A 20,595-nucleotide genomic window follows, 5' to 3' on the forward strand; every position below is an offset into this window, starting at 1 on the left:
ACAGCCTCAGGCGAGCAGGCTTCCGGCAGCGCGAATCAACGCGACATCGCCTGTTCAAGCGCCCTGAAAATCCGGTCATCTCCGGACTGCGCGACGTTGAAGCGCATGAAACGGCTGGCCGACCGGGACAGGCTGAACGCATTGCCGGGCGCAAGCACGACGTTGGCCGACAAAGCGTGACGGGCGACGTCCGCGGCATCTATTCCCTCCGGCAGCCTGCACCATAGAAACATGCCGGCCGGCTGATCTATCCACGGCACGATGCCGATTGCCCTGAGCCGGGTGCCGGTTTCTTCCATGGCGCGCGAGAGCCGCGCGCGCAGCAGATCGACGTGCTTGCGATAGAGGCCGTCCTTCAGCAGCGTCAGCACCAGTTCGGATGCAAGTCGCCCGCTGCCAAAGGATGTGGCGATCTTGAGATCGGTCAAACCTTCCATCCAGTCGCGAGGAGCGGCGATGAAGCCGCAGCGCACCGATGCCGACAGCGTCTTGGAAAAGCTTCCGATATGGATGACCCGGCTGAGGCCGTCGAAGGCCGCCAACCTGGGCGCCGGTGTGTGTTCGAAATCGGCGAAGATATCGTCCTCGATGATCGTCAGCCCCGACTGGTCGGCGAGCTTCAGCAGCCGATGGGCAACGACCGGCGACAATATCGCGCCGGTCGGATTGTGGAGCGCCGAATTGGTAATGTAGAGGCGCGGCCGATGCTCGTTCAGCGCCTGCGCGAACAACTCGATGTCCGGACCCGAGCGCGTGTAGGGGACGCTGATCACCTTGGCCCGATGGGCGCGCAACAGGGCATGGAAGTTGAAGTAGCAGGGATCGTCGACCAACACCGTGTCACCCGGTTCGAGCAGGAACCGGCACAGCAGGTCGATCGCCTGAGTGCCCGATTCCGTCAGCATGATCTGGTCCGGAGAGGCTTCGATGCCGTGCTCGGCCATGCGCCGCGCCAGCAGATGGCGTAGCGCCGGCAAGCCGAGCGGCGTGCCGTAGTCCGTCAGCGCGGCGTCGTCGGCGCGGGCCGTCGTCCGCAGTGCCCGGCGCAATCCAGCCTCGGGCATCCATGTTGCCGGCAGCCAGCCGCAACCCGGTTTCAGGACGCCGTCGCCGGCTTCCAGCGATTGGCGCGAGACCCAGAGCGGGTCGACGGCACGGTCAAGCCTGGGGCCGATCTCGGCCAGCGACAACGGAGCCAACGGTCCGGCGGCATAGAAACCCGAGCCCGGCCGCGAGCGGATCATGCCTTCTGCCGCAAGACGCTCATAGGCTTCGACCACGGTGGATTTGGAAACCTGCATGGCCTTCGCAAACGCCCGGATCGAAGGCAGCCGCGTTCCCGGTGTGAGGCTGCGCGCGGCGATCCTGTGCCTGATCGTCGCCATGACGCTTTCGACAAGCGTCCGGCTGCTCTCATCTGTTGTCGTCTGCTCATCCATCCGTACTGCTCGCCCTACCATGACGGTTTTGTCAAACTGTACCTGATTGTCTCTGGCGGAGCCAGACGCCCGGCCCGATAGAGGGCGAAATCAGCGGGGCATCGATGGACAAGGCGGCGAGTAGTTGGGCGGCGAGTGGCTGGGTCAACGGGTTCATAGGCGTGCTGATCTTCAGCGGTTCGCTTCCGGCGACGCGCGTGGCGGTGATGGATTTCGATCCGGTGTTCGTAACGGTCGCCCGTGCGGCTTCGGCGGGCATCCTCGGCCTGGCGCTGCTGCTCGTTTTTCGTCAGAAGCGTCCGGAGCGGCGAGATCTGTTCCCGCTGGCGATCGTGGCGCTTGGCGTCGTGGTCGGCTTTCCCCTGCTGACGGCGCTGGCGCTCAAGCACATCACGTCGGCTCACTCCATCATCTTCGTCGGCCTGTTGCCGTTGGCGACCGCGATCTTCGGCGTGGTTCGAGGCGGCGATCGCCCGAAGCCGGCGTTCTGGCTGTTCTCGTGCCTCGGCAGCGCCCTTGTCGCCGGTTTCGCAGTCACCCAAGGCCTGTCGGTCTCGCCGCTCGGCGACATCTTGATGCTGGCCGCCATCATCGTGTGCGGATTGGGCTATGCCGAAGGAGCGGCGCTGTCGCGCAAACTCGGCGGCTGGCAGGTGATTTCGTGGGCGCTGGTGCTGTCGCTGCCCCTCATGCTGGCGCTGACGTTCATCACTATGCCGCCGTCGCTCGAAAGTGCCGGCAGGGGCGCATGGATTGGTCTGGCCTATGTCTCGCTGTTCAGCATGCTGATCGGTTTCGTGTTCTGGTATCGCGGCCTGGCGCAAGGCGGCATCGCCGCGGTCGGGCAGTTGCAACTGCTGCAGCCCTTCTTCGGCCTGGGGCTGGCGGCAGCGCTGCTGCATGAGCAGGTCAGTCCCGCCATGATCGCCGTCACCGCCGCCGTCGTACTTTGCGTCGTCGGTGCCAAGAGATATGCGAGATAGGTGCGCCGGCTGCCGGAGTTGCATGCGAACCGGGTGGAAATCCTCAAGGATGCTTGGCAACGATATCAGTTCGCCCGGCAGTGGCGCGGGCTGAAAATACCGCAAGGATCAGCGCCATCAGCACCAGGCCCGTCGCCACCTGGAAAGTGACCTGCATCCCTCGTGCCGCTGCCGCAGGTGCCAACACTGCCAAGCCAGTGCCTTCCCCAGCCGATGCGAAGGCGAACACCGCGCCCATCACCGACGCACCGGTGATCAGGCCGAGATTGCGCGACAGATTGAGCAGGCCGGAGACGACGCCACGCTGGTCGGGTGCGACGCCCGTCATCACGGCCGAATTGTTGGAGGTCTGAAACAGGCTGTAGCCGGTGCAGACGATGATGATTGGTACGACATAGCCGGCAATACCGAATTCCGCCCGCGACAGAGCAAAGGTGCCAATAGCGAGATCGAACAGGCCGACGATCATGATCCGGTTCGCCCCGAAACGATCGACCAGGCGTCCGGCCGGCAGCGCCGCCAATGCGGTAATCAGAGGGCCGGTCGACAGAACCAGCCCGACCATGGCTGCGTCTAGCCCAAGCGCGCGCGACAGATAGAATGGTGCGACCACCAGCGTCGCCATCATCACCGTGGCGACGATCAGGTTCATGGCGAGGCTTGCGTTCAACGCCTGGTCGCGGAACCTCGCAGGCTGGATCAAAGGGTTCTGGACCCTTGTCTGCGCAATGACAAACAGCAGGCCAGCCACGGTGGCGGCAATCAGCAAGCCGACATTGAGAGAACCAAAACTGCCACGCCCAAGGGTCATGGCGAGCGCATAGGCGGCTAGCGTCAGCGCGAGCAAAGCCGTGCCGATCCCGTCGAAACCGCGCCGACCTGGCGTCTTTTTTCCGGCCGGCAGGAAGCGCCAGGCAAGCGCAAAGGCCAGCACCCCCAACGGCAGATTGATGAGGAAGATCGCGCGCCAGCCGAGGCCGGCGATCAACAGTCCGCCAAGGGAGGGGCCAAGCGTGGTGCCGATCGCCGACATGGCGCCGAGCAGGCCCATGGCGCTGCCGGTTTTATCCCGGGGAACCGCGTCGGCGACAAAGGCCAGCGTCAGAGCCATCATAATGGCCGCGCCGAGCCCCTGTGCCGCCCGTGCGGCGATCAGCAGCCAGAGTGTCGGCGCGAGCCCGCAAAGCACCGATGCGAAGGTGAACAGGGCAATGCCGCCGAGCAATAGCGGTCTGCGGCCGAATATGTCGGCGAGCCGCCCGACGCTGACAATCAAGGTGGTGATGGCGAGCAGATAGGCCAGGACGACCCATTGCACGAGCTGGAACGATGCGCCGAACGCCTGCATCAGCGATGGCAGCCCGACGCTGGCGATGCTGGTGGCGAGCGACGACAGCAGCGTTGAAAGCGACAGGCTTGCCAATGCCCATCGGGTCGAGCGTGCGCTCACCGGGGCAACTTCGTCCCAGGTCTTTTCAGCGGTCGATGCCAAGGTGAACTCCTTTGCCGGCAGCCCCCAATCGGAGCTGTCGGACGCTATTCCCTCGCATGATGTGGCGGAAGGCGCAGTATTTGCATCTTATTCGTGCATGAAACGCCACATCGCGGCCGAGCTGTGCTACGGTCCTTCCATGTCGTCGCCAGATCTCAATCTGCTTGTCGCCCTCGATGTGCTGCTGACCGAGGGCAGTGTGGCGCGCGCGGCCGGGCGGCTGCGCCTCAGTCCCTCGGCGATGAGCCGGACGTTGGCGCGGTTGCGCCAGGCGACAGGCGACCCATTGTTGGTCCGGGCCGGCCGTGGCCTGGTTGCGACGCCGCGCGCGCTCGAATTGCAGCAACAGGTAGGCCGAGTCGTTCAGGATGCGGAAGCGCTGCTGCGCCCGGCCAAGCTCCTCGACCTCTCTGCTCTCGACAACGTCTTCACGCTGCGCGCCAACGAAAGTTTCGTCGAGGAGTTCGCACCGCGTCTTCTGACCCGTGTCGAAGCGGATGCACCTGGCGTGCGGCTGCGTTTTGCGCCGAAATCCGACAAGAACGACATGTCGTTGCGTGACGCGGCGGTTGATCTCGAAATCGGGGTTGCCAGTGAAACGAGCCCCGAAATGCGCATTCAGGCGCTGTTTCGCGACCGCTTCATCGGTGCGGTGCGAACGGGTCACAGGCTGGGCGAGGGCCCAATGACGCCGGAACGCTATGCGGCCGGCCGCCACATCAGCGTTTCGCGGCGTGGCCGCGAAAAGGGCCCGATCGACGAGGCCTTGAAACTGCTCGGTCTCCAGCGGACGATCGTGTGCATGGTTTCCAGCTTCTCGGCCACGCTCGCCATGGCGCGCGCCTCCGATCTGATCGCCAGCGTCCCCGAACGGCACACCCTGGGCGCGCGCACGGGCATGTACAGCTTCCCGTTGCCGGTCGATATCGAGGAGGTCACCATTTCGATGCTGTGGCATCCGCGACTCGATGCCGATCCGGCACAACGCTGGCTGCGAGCCTGCGTGCGGGAGGTCTGCGCGTCGTTTCGCTGATCCAGACTCAGGGCGTGATCTAGAATCTGGTCACCACGCCGATGCCTATGCCTTCGAAGCCGCCCATCGCCATCAATGCGGCCGGCGCCTCTTCGAGGCTGATCTTCTTGCCGACCAGCAGTTCGGGTTTCAGCTTGCCGGTGCGGATCATCTCCATCATCGCCTGGTAGCGGAAGGCCTGCATGCCGTGGCTGCCGCGGATTTCGAGCTCGAATGCGATCACCTTGTCCATCGGTATCTGCGGCCTGGCATGGTCGCCGAGCATCAGGCCGACCTGCACGTGGCGGCCGCGGCGGCGCAGGTTTGCGATCGAGTTGAACGAGGTACTGGGGTGGCCGAGCGCGTCCATCGACATGTGCGCGCCGCCATTGGTGATCTGCTTGACCGCCTTGACCACGTTCGGCGTCTTTGCCGCGTTGATCGTCGCCACCGCGCCGATCTTTTTGGCAAAGTCCAGCTTCTCGTCGGTGAGGTCGATGGCGACGACATTGGCGCCCATGGCGCTGGCGATCATGATCGCCGACAGGCCGACGCCGCCGCAGCCGTGCACCGCCACCCATTCGCCGGGCGTCACCCGGCCCTGGTCGACGATGGCGCGGAACGAGGTGACGAACCTGCAGCCGAGGCTGGCGGCGGTGGCGAATTCCATCTCGTCGGGCAAGCGCACGAGATTGGTGTCGGCATGGTCGATGGCGACATATTCGGCGAACGAACCCCAGGCAGTGAAGCCGGGCTGGAATTGGTGCTCGCACACCTGGTGATTGCCCGAGGTGCATTCGAAGCAGCGGCCGCAGCCGACGGCAAACGGCACGGTGACGCGCTCGCCGCCCTTCCAGCGGGTCACCTGGTTGCCTGCGGAGACCACGACGCCGGCCAGTTCGTGGCCCGGCACATGCGGCAGGCGGATGCTGTCGTCGTGGCCCATCCAGCCATGCCAGTCGCTGCGGCAGAGGCCGGTCGCCTCCACCTTGATGACGACGCCTTCCGGTGCCGGCTCCGGATCGGGAACGGTCTGGATCGTTGGCGTTTCGCCGAACTTTTCGAAGACGACGGCGTTCATCGGCAGTTCCTCATCACTTCATGCAATTTGCGGTCTACTCGGCATCGATCTGGTTCTCAGGCGCGGCCTTCTGGAACGCCGGCAGCGCCATGCAGGCGGCATTGATGCGCGAGATCGTCGGGTAGGGCGTCATGTCGACGCCGAAGCGGGCATTGCTGGTGACCTGTGCGACCAGGCAGATGTCGGCCAGCCCCGGCGTGTCGCCATGGCAGAATGTCTTGGTCTCGGGCGAGGAAGCCAGAATCTTTTCAAGCGGCTGGAAGCCTTCATTGACCCAGTGCCGGAACCAGTTGACGACATCCTGGTCGCCGGCGCCGAACAGTGTGCGCAGCGAGGTCAGCACGCGCAGATTGTTCACCGGATGGATGTCGCAGGCGATCATCTGCGCCAGCATCCTGACGCGGGCGCGGCCAGGCGCATCCTTGGGCAGCAGCGGCGGCTCAGGCGTGGTCTCGTCGAAATATTCGATGATCGCCAGCGATTGCGTCAGCAGCGTGCCGTCGTCCAGGACCAGTGCCGGCACCAGCCCTTGCGGATTGACCGCGAGGTAGGCGGGTTCGAGATGCTCGCCGTGGCGCAAATGATGCGGCACGTAGTCGTAGGACAGGCCCTTCATCTCCAGCGCGATCCGCACCCGGTAAGAGGTCGAGGAGCGGTAGTAGTTATGGAGGACGATGTCGCTCATCGGATCGGTTGGCCGATGGTCAGTTCGATTTCGCCGATGCCGTCGACGCCACCGGTGATCTTTTCGCCCGGCCCGACGGCGCCGACGCCAGCCAGTGTTCCGGTGAAGATCAGGTCGCCGGGCTTAAGCTCTAGCGCCTCGCTGCAAATCGAGACGATGTCGGGAACCGGCCAGATCAGTTCGGCGAGGTCGCCGTCCTGCCTGATCTCGCCGTCGACCGCGAGCCAGATGCGGCCCTTGTCGGGATGACCGGATTTTTGCGCCGGAACCAGCGGACCGCAGGGCGCCGAACGGTCGAAGGCTTTCGACCAGTCCCACGGCCTTGCCGCCTTTTTCGCCTCGTCCTGAAGGTCGCGGCGAGTCAGGTCGACGCCGACGCCGTAGCCCCAGACATGGTCCAGCGCCCGCTCGCGCGGTATGCGAAAGCCGGCTCTGCCGATCGCGACGATCAGCTCGATTTCGTGATGCAGGTTTTGGGTCAGCGGCGGGTAGGGGATCGTGGTGCCCGAACCGACTGCCGCGTCGACCACTGCGTCGCCCGGTTTGGTGAAGAAGAAGGGAGGGTCGCGCTCGTCATTGCCGAGCTCGCGGGCATGAGCGGCGTAGTTGCGGCCGACGCAGAAGATCCGGCGCACGGCAAAACGCTCCGGCCAGCCGGCCACGGCCACCGACGGGGTTGCGGGCAGGGGAAGGACGAAGCCGGTCATGCACTGTCTCTGTTCAGTGGATCTGTCCCCGGCACATTCGGCCGATTTGGGCAAACGGGCAAGGCATTGGATGGCGGAAGGGCAGGCCTGCCGCACGGCGCCGCGGAAATCGTGGGTACATTCTGCTTTAGCCAGCCAAGATGGCAATGTACTATTTGCCATTAAGCTGGCCATGGCGCGCAGCGCCTGCCGCCAACGCCTGAGACTGTCGACCGTTGGTTTCGGGGAACGGACGTGACAGCCCCCTTTCGGTCCGTCCCCCGTACTTCGGGCGTGTCGTTATCTCGCACTTGCACAAAGTTCTGGTGCGCTGCAATATAGCTGGAGGAATGCGGCCTCCAGCCCGCCTTTCGCAGGTTCAATGAAGGGACCGGCATGACGGACATCTCCGCGACGCGTCTTGTCGTGTCCAGGCCTGTCGCCGATAGCTCGGCAAGAACCAGACTTGCCTATCTCGACGGCTGGCGCGGCCTGTCGATCGCGCTGGTGCTGATCGGCCATTTCTTCCCCGTTCCCGGCATCAATCTCGGCGTCCTGGGCGTCGAATTCTTCTTCGTGCTCAGCGGCCGGCTGATGGCCGAGATCCTGTTTGTCGAATACTATCCGCTAAAGAAATTCTTCAAGCGCCGGTTCTCCCGCATCTACCCGGCACTACTCATCTTCGTCGTCGCCGCGATGGTTGCCTTGTCCGGCACATTCATCGCCTTCAAATGGAAGGCGGCGCTGACGGCGCTGACGTTCACCTACAACTATGCCGGAATTCTCGTCACCCGCGCCGGCGCGCTCGACCATATCTGGTCGCTCTGCGTCGAAGAGCACGCCTATATCATCCTGGCGCTGATCAGCGTCGTCGTCTCGGGGCGGTCCCGGGTCATCACGTTGCTCGGTGCATTGTCGGTGCTGGCCATGGCAAACGGCGCCATCTCCTACTGGGTGCTCGCAATAGGCTACGAGGGCACCTATTGGCGCACCGACGTGCACATCGCCTCGATCCTGCTGTCGGCGGTGATATGCCTGCTCAAGGCCGACGACAGGCTGCCGGCGCTGCTCAAGGGGCCGCATGTCGCCCCGGCGGCCTCAGTAGTGGCTGTGCTCCTTTTCATGGCTGCCGTGCCAACCCCGATCCACTATCTGGTCGCGGTGCCGCTGTTGGCACTCGCCGTCAATTTGCTCGACTTCAGCAGCCGGTATCTGACCGGGTTTCTATCGTCCCTGCCGATGACGATGCTGGGGCTGTGGTCGTATTCGCTCTATCTCTGGCAGCAGCCCTTTTATCAAATCGTCGACATAAAAGGCAGTTCGCCGTGGTTGATGCTTGCGGCGGCGTTCGCTTGCGCGCTGTGCAGCTACTACATCATCGAAAAGCCGGCCCGCTCCTGGCTGAACCGCAATTGGTAGGGCGAACGGCGCCCGCCGTTCAGCCGGCGATCCGTCTTGCATAATACCGCACGGCTTTCCTGCCGCCGTGGATTACCGCGTCGCCCACTTCCGCAAAGCCGAGTGCGGCATGGAAGGCGTCCGAAGCCGGATTGGGTGGCTCGGCATTGACTTCGCAGGTGACGATCGCCTGGCCCACGCGTGACGCCTGCTCGAACAGATCCTCGTACAGCCGGCGGGCATGGCCGCGCCCGCGCGCTGCGGCGGCGACCACGACGCGATCGACATAGACGAACCGCGGGTAGCGCTGGCGAAACCACAGGAAGTTAGGGCTGTCGTAGCTCGCGTGCTGGTCGAAGGTCATGATGAAGGCTTCGAGCGCACCGATACGGCGCGCGTAAAACGCTTCGCCGAGCAGGAAGGACAGGCGCTCAGGTTCGAGCCATGATAATTCCGCAGCGTGCTCGTTGTTGAGCGCGAGGATGGCGGGCTCATCCTGCGGCGAAACCCGTTCGATCGGCAAACGCATTTCGATCATGTTTTTGTTCGATCTTCCAGGATCATGTCCGGGCAGCGGCGATGGTCGCCGCCACCAGCGCCTCGTCGGTCACGGTGTTGCGGTATTCGCGGTCGAGGTCGGTGCCGCCCATGCCGACTTTCGGGTTGCGGTAGCGCATGGCACTCGGCACGTCCTTGAGCGCGGCGAAGTGCATTTCGCTCAACCCGGTTTTCCTCCGCACCTTGCCGATGTTCTCGGGATCAAGCCCGCCGCAGCCGAGGATGATGATGCGGTCGCCGGCCTGCCTGACAAGATCGGCGAGCAGGTCAGCGCCCTCGAGCGCCGTGTCGCGCTGGCCGCTGGTCAGCACGCGGCCGACCTTGCAGCGGATCAGCGTCTCCAGCGCCTCTGTCGGGTCGCGGGTCATGTCGAAGGCGCGGTGGCAGGTGACGTTCAAGCTTCCCGCCGCCTTAACCAATTCGCTCATGCGCTGTTCGTCGATAGTGCCATCGGCAGCGAGGCAACCGACGACGACACCGGCGACGCCGAGCTCGGCAAGCGCGCCGACATCGGCGAGCATCGAACGATATTCGGCTTCGCCATAGAGAAAATCGCCGCCGCGCGGCCGCACGATGACGTGGAACGGGATCGTCGCCACCTCGAGCGCGGCGCGCACCGTGCCGAAGCTCGGCGTGATGCCGCCCTCGATCAGGCTGGCACAGAGCTCGACACGGTCGGCGCCTGCGGCTTGCGCGGCCAGCAGGCCGTCTATGCCTTCGACGCAGATCTCGATCAGCGGGAGGCGAGGGCGTTCGGTCTCGGTCATGGGCGATCCGTCGATGATTTCAGCTGGCCAGCGGTAGCATCGGGCATGGTGCGATGAAAGCCGGAAGTGTTGGCTCAACACGCGACAGGGCGGCCGGCGGTGCTCCAATTTTGCCGCTTGACACATCCATAACCGTTCAGCTATATGTAGATTCATAGCCAGCGAGTTATTGATTGATTAACAGCACAGCCGACCGAAAGCCGAGATGTCCGGCCTGCGAAAACACGCCCGAAGGAGACCACCATGCAAGCACGATTGAAAAACCCGGTGATGCTCATTCCCGGCGCCTTGCAGGCGTTGCTCGCGCTGGACAAGTCGACGGAGACGGCCGACCTGTCCTATGTGACGCGCAAGCTCGTCCATTTGCGCGCCAGCCAGATCAACGGATGCAGCCTCTGCGTCGATATGCATGCGCGCGAATTGAAGAAGGCCGGCGAAAAGGACGAGCGCGTCTTCACCGTGTCAGCCTGGCGCGAAACACCTTACTTCACCGACGCCGAACGCGCCGCACTGGCGCTGACCGAGGCGGCAACCCGGTTGGCCGACCGGCCGGATCCAGTGCCGGACGCGGTCTGGGACGAGGCCGCCCGGCACTATGACGAAAAGGCGCTTGCCGCCCTGGTCGTCCAGATTGCCCTGATCAACGCATTCAACCGGCTCAACGCAACCACCAGGCAGATGGTCGGCGCCTGGGGCTGAACGGGGCCGGGTTCTCGAAAAGCCACATCAGATCCGCAGCTTGTGCGAATTCGCGCGGACGAAGTCGATGAAGGCCCGCAGCTTCGGCGGTACCAGGCGGCGGCTGGGATAATAGAGGTGGAGCGGCTCGTAAGCTGGACAGAAAGGTTCCAGCACCTTGACCAGCGAGCCTGAGGCGAGAAGCGGCGCGGCGAGGCCTTCGACGGCGAAGGCGAGGCCAAGCCCTTGCGCGGCGGCGGTAATGCACAGCGGAAGCGTGTTCACGACCAGACATGCGTCCGGCGTGAATGCGACTTCGCGTCCATCCACGGTGAACTCCCAGGGCGAAATCGCGCGCGTGCGGGTGAGGGCGAATGCGATGCAGCGATGGGCGGCGAGGTCTGCCGGCCGTTTCGGTGTGCCGTTGCGCGCCAGATAATCGGGGCTGCCCACCACGACCATCTGCAGGGGCCCGCCCAGGCGCGCGCCGATCATATCTCTCTCGAGAAGCTCGCCGATGCGCAGGCCGGCATCGAAGCCCTCGGCGGCGATGTCGACGAAGCTGTCGTCGAAAATCAGACTAAGCCGCACTTCGGGATAAGCATCCATGAACGGCCGCATCAGTGGCTCTATCAGCAGCGGCGCGGCGATCCAGGGCAGGCTGAGGCGCAGCGTGCCGGCGGGGCGGTCGCGAGCCTCGCGCAGCGCCGCGCCGGCCGCCCAGATGTCTTCGGCTGCCGGGCGCACATGGTCGAGGTAGTGGGCGCCAGCCTCGGTCAAGCCAACGCTGCGGGTCGTCCGGTTGAGCAGCCGCACCCCCAGGCGCTCCTCGAGCCCCTTGACCGCCTCGCTCAACGAGGCCGGAGCGACGCCGAGCTCGGCGGCCGCGCGGGTGAAGCTTTTGGCCTCCGCAACCTTCACGAAGGCGACGATGCCGCTGAACTGGTCGAGGCGCATTGTAAGGATTTTCCAAATAGCCCTGTCGAACTCTACTGGTTTTTCCGGCGAACAAAAGGCGTCACGTTGGGTCCGACGAACGGGCCTCGGTGTTGGGAACGGCTCGAACGGGCAAGGAGACAGGACCGATGACAAGGCTCGCTTTACTCGCCGCCGGCACTCTTCTGGCGGTGTCTCCCGCCCCGGCGCACAGCGGGCCACTGGAAGACCGCAATATCCAGCTCATCAAAGACTATTACGCAGCTTACGCGACCGGCAATCCCGAGGCCATCCGGCCCTTCCTTGCGTCCGACATCGTGTGGCGCATTCCCGGCCATCATCCGCTCGCCGGCGACAAGCGCGGGCCGGACGAGGTGGTCGCCTTCTTCCGCGGCCTGGCCGATGGCAAGTTCAAGGCCGGGCCGATCTTCTTCCAGGCGCAAGGCGACCTCGTCGTCGACGTCCATCGCGGCTGGTCGAATGTCGGCTCAGGTCCGGAGATCGACCAGCTCTACGCGCTGATGTTTCGCATCCACGACGGCAAGATCGCCGAGGCACAGAATTTTTTGACCGACATGTACCAGTCGGACGCTTTCTACTGGGCGCATTACCCGCTGAAGCCACTGCCCGGCCGACTGGCTGGCGAGCGCTGAGACGGCGGTCTTTCTCGCAACGCGCCGCGCTTCTCATTCCAAGCCAAAGGAGACTTGCGATGCTTAAAACCCTGACACTTGCCGTAGCAACCACCGCCGCGCTCGCCGCCTCCAATGCCTTCGCCGCACCGCGCGTCGAGCGCGTCGCTTTTGCCTCGTACGGTGAGCAGATCATCGGCGAGCTCTATCTCCCGGAGGATCTGGACGCGGCGAAACCTCGGCCGGCGCTGGTCGTGACCGGCGCCTGGATGACGGTAAAGGAACAGATGCCGGCCCGCTACGCCCGCGAGATGGCCGATCGCGGCTTCGTCGCCTTGACCTTCGATTTTCGCGGCTGGGGCGAAAGCGGCGGCGTGCGACGCCAGTACGAGGATCCTAATGCCAAGATCGCCGACATCGAAGCGGCGGTCGCCTATCTCGCGAGCCGGCCCGAAGCCGATCAGGACCGCATCGGCGGGCTCGGCATTTGCGCCAGCTCCGGCTACATGGTCACCGCTGCGGCCGAAAACGCCGCGATCAAGTCGGTCGCCCTCGTTGCGCCCTGGTTGCAGGATGCCGAAGTGGTCGAGCAGACCTATGGCGGCAACGACGGCGTCGCCAGGCTTGAAGCCGCCGGCGATGCGGCGGAGGCCGCGTATCGCCGCACCGGCAGACAGGCGTTACTGCCGGCCGCCAGCCTGAGCGACGAGCGCGCGGTCATGTTCAAGGTGCCCTATTACACCGAGCCCGATCGCGGCATGATTCCAGCCTGGCGCAACGAGGCCGATCCGGCGTTCTGGCGCGGCTGGCTGAGGTTCGACGCGATCCAGGCCGCCCCGCGCCTGCGTCAACCCTTTCTGATGGTGCATAGCGAGGCTGCCGCCATTCCGAGTGGTGCGCACAAATTCTACGCGGGGCTGACCAGCTCCAAGCAGGAGCTGTGGCTCGACAACGTCACCCAGTTCGATTTCTACGATCGTGCCGCGCCGGTGAAGGCGGCGAGCGATGCCGTCGCCGCTCATTTCCGCGCAACGCTGGGCGGTGCGGGGGAGGCGGGACAATGACCTTCGTCACCCGCCGGTATGTCCTGGTCTCGGCGTTTTCCGCTGCGATGATTTCCGCGGTCTCGACGCCCGCCTCGAGCGCATCGGGAGATGCGCTGACGGTCGACGACAGGATCGCTATCGCCGAAGCGATTGCCGGGATTGGCCTCTATGCCGATCTGCGTGAATGGGATCGGGTCAGATCCTTTTTCGCGGCCCGTGTCACGACCGACTATACCAGCCTCTTCGGCGGCGAGGTCACCACCAGCGGCCGCGACGCGCTGATCGCGCAGTGGCAAGGACTGCTGCCGGGCTTCGACGCCACCCAGCACCTCATCACCAACATCACCGTCGAAGGCGCGGGCAATGACGCGGTTGCACGCAGCCATGTCCGCGCAACTCACTGGATCGGCGGGCGGTTCTGGACGGTCGGTGGCAGCTATCTCCACCGGCTGGTGCGGACGCCTGAAGGCTGGCGCGTCAACGCCATTGCCATCCATCGGTTGTACGAGGAGGGGGATCGCGCCGTTCTGGCCGCCGCCGCCGACCGGGTGAAGGCTGCGGAGTGAATCCGGTGTTCCTTGCTGGAGTGCCCGACGACCGCAGTTACTGGCGCAACACCGTGTTCTTGGTGCCTTCTTCGACCTGGTCGATGACCAGCAGCTTGACCGGATCGGCGCCGACATTGGTCGCCTGATGCCATTGCCCGATCATCTCGATGATGAAATCACCTGTTTGATAGGTGTTGCTCTTGCCGGTCTCGACGTTGGTGACCTGAAGCGTGCCGGCCTCGACATAGGCATAGCGCGGAAACGGATGCTTGTGGACCGGCAAGGTCGCGCCCGGCGCGATCTGATAGGCCGAGACCAGGACCTGGACGTTCTTCTGCGGCAGCGTGATCGGCTGGCCGGACGCGGTCTCGGTGCGAGAGGCAAGCGGGGTCACGATGACCGGCGTGCCGCTGGCATCCAGCGCCTGGGCAGCCGTTGCGGATAGAACTGCCGCGAGCAGCAGCGTCGAAGCCAAAATTTTTCGCATGATTCCCCCCGAACTGCGTCAGCATTGCGCAGCAAGCTTTGAGGCGCAAGCTTGTCTGTTCAGGAGGGCCTTATCCCGCTCTTCTGAACATGCCCGGCGTCATGCCATGCATGGCCCGGAATGTACGGGAAAAATGGCTCTGGTCGGCGAAACCCGCCGTAATAGCGGCGTCGGCGAGGCCAAATCCCTGTTCGATCAGCGCGCTCGCCCGGCGCAATCGCCGGTCGCGGATATAGGCCGCCGGCGTCAGGCCAATTACCTTGTTGAAGTCGCGGATGACCTGGAACCGGGTCACGCCAGCCGCGCCGGCAAGCCGCTTGAGGTCGAGCTGCGAGCCAAGCTCGCTTTCGACAAGATCGCGGTAGAGCGAAAATCTTCGCTGCGATTCGGAACCGTCGACCTCTTCGGCCGGCCCGCTCGAGTCGCCATGGCGAACGATCAGCCGTCTAAGCGCCACGAGCAGGGACGTCTCGGCCGTCATTGTGTCCGGGGATGTCGAGCCCTGGTGTGCTGCCGTCAATGCTGCGGCGAGACGGCTGTCTTCGATCGTCGCGCGCGAAAACACCGGAGCGCCGTCGCGGCCGAGTTCGTCGGCAAGCGCGCTCATCAGCGGCACCGAAGGATAAAACGTCCGGTAGGCCCAGCCTTCATCCGCCCCGCGTTCGCCGTCATGCCACTCCTCGGGATTGACGACGGCAATGGTGCCCGCCGGAGCAAGAACGCTTTGACGGCCGATGCGAATGCGCTCGCAGCCCGAGGTGATCAGGGCGATCACATAGGTCGGGTGCGTGTGCAGGTCGTAGCGGTGCTGGGTGAAGCGCGCCTCGAACAGGCCAAGGTCGGGGAAGCACGGATGGCGCCAGTATTTCCCGGTCTCTGCCGCTTCGTTTGTCCTTGCCATGGTCAATCCGGTTCAAGACGCCTCTCGCGGGGCCTTCTATGGCTGGCAAACCAAGCCGCTTTTTGTCGGCGGAAAGGAGGCATCATGTTGCATAATGACCCCGTCGCCGCGCTGACACCAGAGGTCGTAGGCTGGCGGCACCATATCCATGCCAATCCGGAGCTCGCATTCAATGAATACGAAACGGCGCGTTTCGTTGCAGAGAAACTGCGCTCCTTCGGCGTCGACGAGGTGCATGAAGGGATCGGCGGCACCGGCGTCGTCGGTGTCCTGCGCAGCGGCGCTGGAACGTGCGCTATCGGCCTTCGCGCCGAACTGGACGCACTTCCGGTCGTGGAGAAAACCGGCTTGCCCTATGCCTCCCGAAACGAGGGGGTGATGCACGCCTGCGGCCATGACGGCCATACCGCCATGCTGCTCGGCGCCGCCAAACTGCTCAGTCAATCGCGCACCTTCGACGGCACCGTCACTTTCATCTTTCAGCCGGCCGAGGAGAACGAGGGCGGCAGCATGCGCATGATCGAGGACGGCCTGTTCAAGCGCTTTCCGGTCGAAGCGGTCTATGCGGTCCACAACTGGCCGGGCGTCAGGCTGGGGACGATCGCCGCCCGCGTCGGGCCGCAAATGGCGGCCGTCGATAATTTCGAGCTGACCTTCGAGGGTCTTGGCGCGCATGCCGCGATGCCGCAGCTCGGCGACGACCCGATCCTGGCCGTCAGCGCCTTCGTGCAAGCCGTCCAGCGCATCGTCAGCCGCTCGGTCGACCCGCAGAGCGCGCTTGTCGTCAGCATCACGCAGATCCATGGCGGCAATGTCGGCAACATCGTGCCGGGCAAGGTCTGGCTGCAAGGCACCTGCCGCTTCTTCGAGCCCGGCCTTTCCGACCATTGCGAGAGGCTGATCGGCGAGATCGCACAAGGTATTGCCGCCGCGCATTCGCTCAAGGCCAGGCTCGACTACAGGAAGGGCTATCCGCCGCTGATCAATACGGCGGATGCGACGGCCCGCGCCGTCGAGGCCGCCGCCTCCGTCGTCGGCCGGGAGAATGTCTTGACCGAGTTCAGCCCCAGTCTCGGCTGCGAGGATTTCGCTTTCATGATCCGCGACGCCGGCGGCTGTTATGCGTGGATCGGTGCCGGCGAGGTCGGCCCGGGCGAAGGCCTGCACGGCGACCGCTACGTTTTCAACGACGAGATCGTGCCGACGGTGATGCGCTATTACGTCAACCTCGTCGAGCAGACGCTTCCGCGGGCCGATCCTTCTACAGCAGTTTTTCCGGCGTGATCGGCAACTCCCGGATCCGCTTGCCTGTGGCGTCGAAGACGGCGTTGGCAACAGCAGCGGCAACGCCGGTGGCGCCGAGTTCGCCGATGCCTTTGCCGCCGATCGGGCTGGCATGCTCGTCCACCTCGTCGACGAAGTGGATTATGATGTCGCCGGGAATGTCGGCGTTGACCGGAATGGCGACCCCGGAAAGGTTCTTCGACAGGAACCGGCCAAGCACCGGTTCGTGCCTGCTCTGCTCCATAGCCGCCATGCCCCAGCCCCAGATGATGCCGCCCGTCATCTGGCTGCGTGCGGTGCGGGGATTGACGATGCGGCCGGCGCTGTAGCTGCCGACGGCGCGACGAAGCCTGAGCAGGCCGAGCCCCGGATCGACGCCGACCTCCATGAAAATCGCGCCGAAAGTGCGCATCGCAAGGCCTTTGCCATGCTGCGCCGGATCGAACGAGCCGGAGCCGACGATCTCGCCGATGTCGGTATGACTCATCACGTCGGCGATCGTCTGACCGCCGGCAGCGCCTTTGCGGCGAATATAGCCGTCTTGCATCTCGACCTCGTCGGGCAGCAGATTGGCAAGACGGGCAAGCTGCGAACGGGCATCTTCGGCGGCTGCGAGCACCGCCGCGCCCACCCCCATGGTCGATGACGAGCCATAGGTCGGTCCCGCCTCCGGCAGCTGCGTATCGCCCATTTCCAACTCGATCTTCTCCATCGGCAGGCCCAGCACGTCGGCGGCGATCTGCGGAAAGATGGTGAGTGTTCCGGTCCCTATATCCTGGGTGCCGGTGCGGATGAGCACCGTGCCGTCCCGGCGCAACCTGACCTCGGCTGCAGGCGTCGGGTTGCGGAAACAGCCCATGCTGCAGGTTGCCATGCCGTAGCCGATCAGCCAATCGCCGTCGCGTTGTGGCTTGCGCGGGCGCTCGCGCCAGCCGAACAGGCGGGCGCCTTCCTCATAAGCCTCGCGCAGCTTCTTCGACGACCAGGGCTGGCCGGTGGCCGGATCCGTGTCCGCATGGTTGACCAGACGCAGGTCGAGCGGATCGATGCCGAGGCGGTGGGCGAGCTCGTCCATCGCGCTTTCAAGCGCCCAGGTGCCCGGACCCTCGACCGGCGCGCGCAGCGGCGTCGGCATGGCGACGTTTGCGCGCTCCACGCGCTGGCTGAGACGCATGGCCGGCGTGGCGTAGAGACCCTTCGAGGCTTCGGTGGCGAACTCGACGAAATCGTCGGTCACGGTGGTCAGGTTGACCACGTCCTGCTGCACGGCCGTCAGCTTGCCCGACCTGTCCGCCGCCAGCACGATCTTCTGTGCCATGCGCGGCTGATAACCGAGGCAGGAATAGACATTGGCTCGGCTTAGCGCCAGCCTGACCGGGCGCTGCATGATGCGCGCGGCGGCGGCGGCCAGCACCTGATGCGGCCAGATCCAGCCCTTGCCGCCGAAGCCGCCGCCGGTATGGCGGGAAATCACGCGGACCTTCCCGGCGGGGACATTCATGCGGGCGGCAACCACCTGGCGGACACCGTAGACGTGCTGCGTGGCGTCGTGCAGCGTCAGCTCTCCGTCGTTCCACTCAGCGAGCGTCGCCGAGGGCTCCATGGCGTTGTGATGACGCGACGGCTGCAGGTAGACGGCTTCGACCATGGCGGCTGCGTCGCTAAGCCCGCGGTCGACCTCGCCCTTGGTAAACGTCGGCTCCAGGAACAGGAAGCCGCTCTCCCTCGGCACGACCGCAGCCTTGTCGATGGCGGTCCACTCCGGCGGTGCCGGCAACTCCGGCTCGGCGAACTCGTAGCGCAACGCGACGCGGCGAGCGCCGGCTTCCGCCGCCTCCAGCGTCTCGCCCAGCACAATGGCAAGCGGCTGGCCCTCGTGACGTATTTCGTCGCTCTGCATGGGCATGAAGCTCTGCGCGGCCGGCGGGCCTTCGGCTTGCTGCATCTGCGTATCCGGCTCGGCCCTTGGCGATGCGAACTGGCCGAATTTTGGCATGTCCTCATGCGTGAGCACACGCACGACGCCTTCCTCGGCGAGCGCGTCGTCGACCATGATCGAGGTCACGCGGCCGGCCGGAACGGGCGCGGTCACCAGCACCGCATGGAGCAGATCGGGGGCAAAATAGTCGGCCGCATAGCGGGCGCGGCCGGTCACCTTGACGCCGCCGTCAGGGCGGGCAACAGGCTGGCTGATCATCATGACGGCATCCTCGCTGCTCTTTCGATCGCCCGCAAAGCGGCGGTCTTGGCCAGTTCGATCTTGTAGGCGTTCTGCGACAAGGGACGCGCTTCTGCGAAGGATTGCTCGATAGCGGTGCTCAACGCCTCGCGATCGCCGATTTCGGCACCGGCGAGCTGCTCCTCGGCGGCGCTCAGCCGCCACGGCCGCAGCGCGACGGACCCCAGCGCCAGGGCCGCCCGACGGATGGTTTGGCCGTCCATCTCCAGCACAGCGGCGGCAGAGACGATGGCGTATTCGTAGGATTCGCGCTCGCGCACCTTGAGGTAAGCCGATCGCGGCGCCGGCGCCGGCAACTCGATTGCCGTGATCAGTTCGCCTTGCTGCAACACATTGTCTGCCTCGGGCCGCGTGTCGGGAAGCAGGTGGAATTCCGCTGCCGGAATGCGCCGGCCGCCGCTGCGGTGCGCGGTGACGATGACCGCATCAAGTGCTGCCAGCGCCACCGCCGGGTCGGATGGCTGGGTGGCGACGCAATCCTCGGTCCAGCCGAATATTGCGTGATTGTCGTTGATGCCATGCAATGCCGAGCAGCCGGAGCCGAGCTGACGCTTGTTGCATGGCAACTGCTCTTCGGCACGGAAATAGGCACAGCGCGTCTTCTGCAGCAGATTGCCGCCTATCGTTGCGAGGTTTCTCAGCTGCGGCGACGCGGCGTTGAGGATCGCCTGGCTCAACACCGGATAGTCGCGCATGACCAGCGCATGCTGCGCGACATCGTTGAGATGCGTCAGCGCGCCGATCGTCAAGCCGCCGCCGGGCAGTGCCTCGACCTGATCCAGCCCGTCGAGGCGGGAGATGTCGATGATCCGGGTCGGCTCGGCAATGCCAAGGCGCAGCCAGTTGAGCAATTCGGTGCCGCCGGCGAGAAAGGCGCTGTCCGGCGCGGCACCGGCTGCGATCGTTTCGCCCAGGCTATCGGCGCGCGCGTAGACGAATGGGGTCATTGGCTCACCCTCCCGGCCGCCGCGCGCACCGCCTCGACGATTTGCGGATAGGCGGAGCAGCGACACAGATTGCCGCTCATCCATTCGCGGATCTCGGCATCGGAGCCGGTGTGTCCCTCCTCGATCAGCGCCGCCGCCGACATCACCTGGCCGGGCGTGCAGAATCCGCACTGGAAACCATCATGATCGATGAACGCCTGCTGCACGGGATGAAGCGCATCGCCGTTTGCCAGGCCTTCGATCGTCGTGACCTCGCGTCCCTCGCAGGACACGGCAAGTATCATGCAGGCATTCACACGCCGTTCGTCGAGATGCACGGTGCAGGCGCCGCACTCGCCGAAATTGCATCCCTTTTTCGTTCCGGTCAGATGAAGCCGCTCGCGCAGCAGGTCGAGCAGCGTGACGCGGGGATCGAGATCGGAAAGGCTGTGATCCTCTCCGTTCACCCGCAACCTCAATTGGTGCCGATCGTGGAAGTTCATGTGGGGGTACCTCGAAGCACATGCCGTACTCGCCGCAAGGACTCGTCCAGCAAGCAGCCACCCACCTGTCGAGGCGAAAATAGGGCGGTCGATTCCCGTGAAAAGGCGCTGCCGGTCAGGGAAGGCTAAAAAAGCGCATTTGAGATTTGCGGCGGAAAGGCCCTGAATGCCGCCGCAAAAAGTGTCACCGTAATTCCGTAATTCCCGTAATTCAGATTGGCTTGGGCGGCCTACATTGAGAACATTGCCGCGCCGCTGTCCAATCTAGGGCAGGCGGCTTTCCATGGCAGGGCGGCCTTGCGACTGGCAATGTC

The 20,595-nt window shown here is 64.7% G+C and carries 21 protein-coding genes; 8 read left to right on the top strand and 13 right to left on the bottom strand.

Features of this window, described 5'->3' with window-relative positions:
- Positions 1 to 35 precede the first annotated feature (35 nt).
- Positions 36 to 1,439, bottom strand: coding sequence for an aminotransferase-like domain-containing protein (locus tag NKI18_RS05845; RefSeq protein WP_352618383.1), 1,404 nt, complete (start codon positions 1,437 to 1,439; stop codon positions 36 to 38).
- A 104-nt stretch (positions 1,440 to 1,543) separates the two neighbouring features.
- On the opposite strand from NKI18_RS05845, the gene NKI18_RS05850 reads away from it, so the two are divergent.
- Complete coding sequence (locus tag NKI18_RS05850) at positions 1,544 to 2,422, top strand: DMT family transporter (RefSeq protein WP_352618381.1); 879 nt, start codon at positions 1,544 to 1,546, stop codon at positions 2,420 to 2,422.
- Positions 2,423 to 2,465: 43 nt separating this feature from the next.
- Here the strand turns inward: NKI18_RS05850 and NKI18_RS05855 are convergent, their stop codons facing one another.
- On the bottom strand, positions 2,466 to 3,914 hold the full coding sequence (locus NKI18_RS05855; RefSeq protein WP_502900657.1) for an MFS transporter: 1,449 nt from the start codon (positions 3,912 to 3,914) through the stop codon (positions 2,466 to 2,468).
- 139 nt (positions 3,915 to 4,053) lie between these two features.
- On the opposite strand from NKI18_RS05855, the gene NKI18_RS05860 reads away from it, so the two are divergent.
- Positions 4,054 to 4,947: a LysR family transcriptional regulator gene (locus tag NKI18_RS05860; RefSeq protein ID WP_352618506.1), complete on the top strand. Its 894-nt coding sequence runs from the start codon at positions 4,054 to 4,056 to the stop codon at positions 4,945 to 4,947.
- 19 nt (positions 4,948 to 4,966) lie between these two features.
- Here NKI18_RS05860 and NKI18_RS05865 read toward each other — a convergent pair whose 3' ends face one another.
- Genes NKI18_RS05865 through NKI18_RS05875 form a run of 3 tightly spaced genes read right to left on the bottom strand, consistent with a single transcriptional unit; the run spans position 4,967 to position 7,399 of the window.
- On the bottom strand, positions 4,967 to 6,007 hold the full coding sequence (locus NKI18_RS05865) for a zinc-dependent alcohol dehydrogenase family protein (RefSeq protein ID WP_352618378.1): 1,041 nt from the start codon (positions 6,005 to 6,007) through the stop codon (positions 4,967 to 4,969).
- Positions 6,008 to 6,041: 34 nt separating this feature from the next.
- Positions 6,042 to 6,692: a maleylacetoacetate isomerase gene (gene maiA / locus NKI18_RS05870; RefSeq protein ID WP_023676422.1), complete on the bottom strand. Its 651-nt coding sequence runs from the start codon at positions 6,690 to 6,692 to the stop codon at positions 6,042 to 6,044.
- Positions 6,689 to 7,399, bottom strand: a complete 711-nt coding sequence (locus NKI18_RS05875) for a fumarylacetoacetate hydrolase family protein (RefSeq protein WP_353019095.1) — start codon at positions 7,397 to 7,399, stop codon at positions 6,689 to 6,691. The genes maiA and NKI18_RS05875 overlap by 4 nt, the downstream gene beginning before the upstream one ends.
- 375 nt (positions 7,400 to 7,774) lie before the next feature.
- Here NKI18_RS05875 and NKI18_RS05880 point away from each other — a divergent pair, with 375 nt between their 5' ends.
- A complete protein-coding gene (locus tag NKI18_RS05880) occupies positions 7,775 to 8,797 on the top strand; it encodes an acyltransferase family protein (protein ID WP_352618373.1) in 1,023 nt (340 codons plus the stop codon).
- Between the two features lie 19 nt (positions 8,798 to 8,816).
- Here NKI18_RS05880 and NKI18_RS05885 read toward each other — a convergent pair whose 3' ends face one another.
- Positions 8,817 to 9,305 (bottom strand): GNAT family N-acetyltransferase, encoded by a 489-nt coding sequence (locus NKI18_RS05885; RefSeq protein WP_352618504.1) that lies wholly within the window; start codon positions 9,303 to 9,305, stop codon positions 8,817 to 8,819.
- A 31-nt stretch (positions 9,306 to 9,336) separates the two neighbouring features.
- The gene (locus tag NKI18_RS05890) at positions 9,337 to 10,101 is read right to left on the bottom strand and encodes a copper homeostasis protein CutC (RefSeq protein WP_352618371.1); all 765 of its coding nucleotides are present in this window, start codon (positions 10,099 to 10,101) and stop codon (positions 9,337 to 9,339) included.
- Positions 10,102 to 10,344: 243 nt separating this feature from the next.
- On the opposite strand from NKI18_RS05890, the gene NKI18_RS05895 reads away from it, so the two are divergent.
- Positions 10,345 to 10,800 carry a carboxymuconolactone decarboxylase family protein gene (locus tag NKI18_RS05895; protein WP_292662971.1) on the top strand — a complete coding sequence of 152 codons (456 nt, stop codon included), beginning with the start codon at positions 10,345 to 10,347 and terminating at the stop codon, positions 10,798 to 10,800.
- A 27-nt stretch (positions 10,801 to 10,827) separates the two neighbouring features.
- Here NKI18_RS05895 and NKI18_RS05900 read toward each other — a convergent pair whose 3' ends face one another.
- Positions 10,828 to 11,736, bottom strand: coding sequence for a LysR family transcriptional regulator (locus NKI18_RS05900; protein ID WP_352618368.1), 909 nt, complete (start codon positions 11,734 to 11,736; stop codon positions 10,828 to 10,830).
- A 128-nt stretch (positions 11,737 to 11,864) separates the two neighbouring features.
- Between NKI18_RS05900 and NKI18_RS05905 the strand changes: the two genes are divergently transcribed.
- The 3 genes from NKI18_RS05905 to NKI18_RS05915 are packed head-to-tail and all read left to right on the top strand — an operon-like array spanning position 11,865 to position 13,959.
- Positions 11,865 to 12,368, top strand: coding sequence for a nuclear transport factor 2 family protein (locus tag NKI18_RS05905; RefSeq protein WP_352618365.1), 504 nt, complete (start codon positions 11,865 to 11,867; stop codon positions 12,366 to 12,368).
- A 59-nt stretch (positions 12,369 to 12,427) separates the two neighbouring features.
- A complete protein-coding gene (locus NKI18_RS05910) occupies positions 12,428 to 13,411 on the top strand; it encodes an alpha/beta hydrolase (protein WP_352618362.1) in 984 nt (327 codons plus the stop codon).
- Positions 13,408 to 13,959: a nuclear transport factor 2 family protein gene (locus NKI18_RS05915; protein WP_352618359.1), complete on the top strand. Its 552-nt coding sequence runs from the start codon at positions 13,408 to 13,410 to the stop codon at positions 13,957 to 13,959. The genes NKI18_RS05910 and NKI18_RS05915 overlap by 4 nt, the downstream gene beginning before the upstream one ends.
- Before the next feature lie 37 nt (positions 13,960 to 13,996).
- On the opposite strand, the gene NKI18_RS05920 is transcribed toward NKI18_RS05915, so the two are convergent.
- Together NKI18_RS05920 and NKI18_RS05925 are read right to left on the bottom strand one after the other, a co-directional pair.
- Positions 13,997 to 14,428, bottom strand: a complete 432-nt coding sequence (locus NKI18_RS05920; RefSeq protein WP_352618357.1) for a cupin domain-containing protein — start codon at positions 14,426 to 14,428, stop codon at positions 13,997 to 13,999.
- A 70-nt stretch (positions 14,429 to 14,498) separates the two neighbouring features.
- Positions 14,499 to 15,329, bottom strand: a complete 831-nt coding sequence (locus NKI18_RS05925; protein ID WP_352618354.1) for an AraC family transcriptional regulator — start codon at positions 15,327 to 15,329, stop codon at positions 14,499 to 14,501.
- 84 nt (positions 15,330 to 15,413) lie between these two features.
- Here NKI18_RS05925 and NKI18_RS05930 point away from each other — a divergent pair, with 84 nt between their 5' ends.
- Positions 15,414 to 16,613: an amidohydrolase gene (locus tag NKI18_RS05930; protein ID WP_352618351.1), complete on the top strand. Its 1,200-nt coding sequence runs from the start codon at positions 15,414 to 15,416 to the stop codon at positions 16,611 to 16,613.
- Here NKI18_RS05930 and NKI18_RS05935 read toward each other — a convergent pair.
- From NKI18_RS05935 to NKI18_RS05945, 3 genes are read right to left on the bottom strand one after another with little or no spacing between them, the layout of a single operon-like run.
- Positions 16,591 to 18,813 (bottom strand): xanthine dehydrogenase family protein molybdopterin-binding subunit, encoded by a 2,223-nt coding sequence (locus NKI18_RS05935; RefSeq protein ID WP_353019103.1) that lies wholly within the window; start codon positions 18,811 to 18,813, stop codon positions 16,591 to 16,593. The genes NKI18_RS05930 and NKI18_RS05935 overlap by 23 nt on opposite strands.
- A complete protein-coding gene (locus NKI18_RS05940; protein WP_023676407.1) occupies positions 18,810 to 19,799 on the bottom strand; it encodes an FAD binding domain-containing protein in 990 nt (329 codons plus the stop codon). Before NKI18_RS05940 ends, NKI18_RS05935 begins: the two co-directional genes overlap by 4 nt.
- Complete coding sequence (locus NKI18_RS05945; protein ID WP_352618343.1) at positions 19,796 to 20,281, bottom strand: (2Fe-2S)-binding protein; 486 nt, start codon at positions 20,279 to 20,281, stop codon at positions 19,796 to 19,798. Before NKI18_RS05945 ends, NKI18_RS05940 begins: the two co-directional genes overlap by 4 nt.
- Between the last annotated feature and the right edge of the window lie 314 nt (positions 20,282 to 20,595).

Origin of the sequence: Mesorhizobium sp. M0800, assembly GCF_040320095.1 — a bacterium.
Classification (GTDB): domain Bacteria; phylum Pseudomonadota; class Alphaproteobacteria; order Rhizobiales; family Rhizobiaceae; genus Mesorhizobium.

Excerpts from the sequence above, each read along its gene's own strand:
- NKI18_RS05940 (WP_023676407.1), bottom strand. The coding sequence starts at position 19,799 with ATGACCCCATTCGTCTACGCGCGCGCCGATAGCCTGGGCGAAACGATC.
- NKI18_RS05925 (WP_352618354.1), bottom strand. The coding sequence starts at position 15,329 with ATGGCAAGGACAAACGAAGCGGCAGAGACCGGGAAATACTGGCGCCAT.
- NKI18_RS05845 (WP_352618383.1), bottom strand. The coding sequence starts at position 1,439 with ATGGATGAGCAGACGACAACAGATGAGAGCAGCCGGACGCTTGTCGAA.
- NKI18_RS05865 (WP_352618378.1), bottom strand. The coding sequence starts at position 6,007 with ATGAACGCCGTCGTCTTCGAAAAGTTCGGCGAAACGCCAACGATCCAG.
- NKI18_RS05885 (WP_352618504.1), bottom strand. The coding sequence starts at position 9,305 with ATGCGTTTGCCGATCGAACGGGTTTCGCCGCAGGATGAGCCCGCCATC.
- NKI18_RS05895 (WP_292662971.1), top strand. The coding sequence starts at position 10,345 with ATGCAAGCACGATTGAAAAACCCGGTGATGCTCATTCCCGGCGCCTTG.
- NKI18_RS05930 (WP_352618351.1), top strand. The coding sequence starts at position 15,414 with ATGTTGCATAATGACCCCGTCGCCGCGCTGACACCAGAGGTCGTAGGC.
- NKI18_RS05905 (WP_352618365.1), top strand. The coding sequence starts at position 11,865 with ATGACAAGGCTCGCTTTACTCGCCGCCGGCACTCTTCTGGCGGTGTCT.
- NKI18_RS05850 (WP_352618381.1), top strand. The coding sequence starts at position 1,544 with ATGGACAAGGCGGCGAGTAGTTGGGCGGCGAGTGGCTGGGTCAACGGG.
- NKI18_RS05890 (WP_352618371.1), bottom strand. The coding sequence starts at position 10,101 with ATGACCGAGACCGAACGCCCTCGCCTCCCGCTGATCGAGATCTGCGTC.
- NKI18_RS05900 (WP_352618368.1), bottom strand. The coding sequence starts at position 11,736 with ATGCGCCTCGACCAGTTCAGCGGCATCGTCGCCTTCGTGAAGGTTGCG.
- NKI18_RS05915 (WP_352618359.1), top strand. The coding sequence starts at position 13,408 with ATGACCTTCGTCACCCGCCGGTATGTCCTGGTCTCGGCGTTTTCCGCT.
- NKI18_RS05860 (WP_352618506.1), top strand. The coding sequence starts at position 4,054 with ATGTCGTCGCCAGATCTCAATCTGCTTGTCGCCCTCGATGTGCTGCTG.
- NKI18_RS05920 (WP_352618357.1), bottom strand. The coding sequence starts at position 14,428 with ATGCGAAAAATTTTGGCTTCGACGCTGCTGCTCGCGGCAGTTCTATCC.
- NKI18_RS05875 (WP_353019095.1), bottom strand. The coding sequence starts at position 7,399 with ATGACCGGCTTCGTCCTTCCCCTGCCCGCAACCCCGTCGGTGGCCGTG.
- NKI18_RS05880 (WP_352618373.1), top strand. The coding sequence starts at position 7,775 with ATGACGGACATCTCCGCGACGCGTCTTGTCGTGTCCAGGCCTGTCGCC.
- NKI18_RS05945 (WP_352618343.1), bottom strand. The coding sequence starts at position 20,281 with ATGAACTTCCACGATCGGCACCAATTGAGGTTGCGGGTGAACGGAGAG.
- maiA (WP_023676422.1), bottom strand. The coding sequence starts at position 6,692 with ATGAGCGACATCGTCCTCCATAACTACTACCGCTCCTCGACCTCTTAC.
- NKI18_RS05935 (WP_353019103.1), bottom strand. The coding sequence starts at position 18,813 with ATGATGATCAGCCAGCCTGTTGCCCGCCCTGACGGCGGCGTCAAGGTG.
- NKI18_RS05910 (WP_352618362.1), top strand. The coding sequence starts at position 12,428 with ATGCTTAAAACCCTGACACTTGCCGTAGCAACCACCGCCGCGCTCGCC.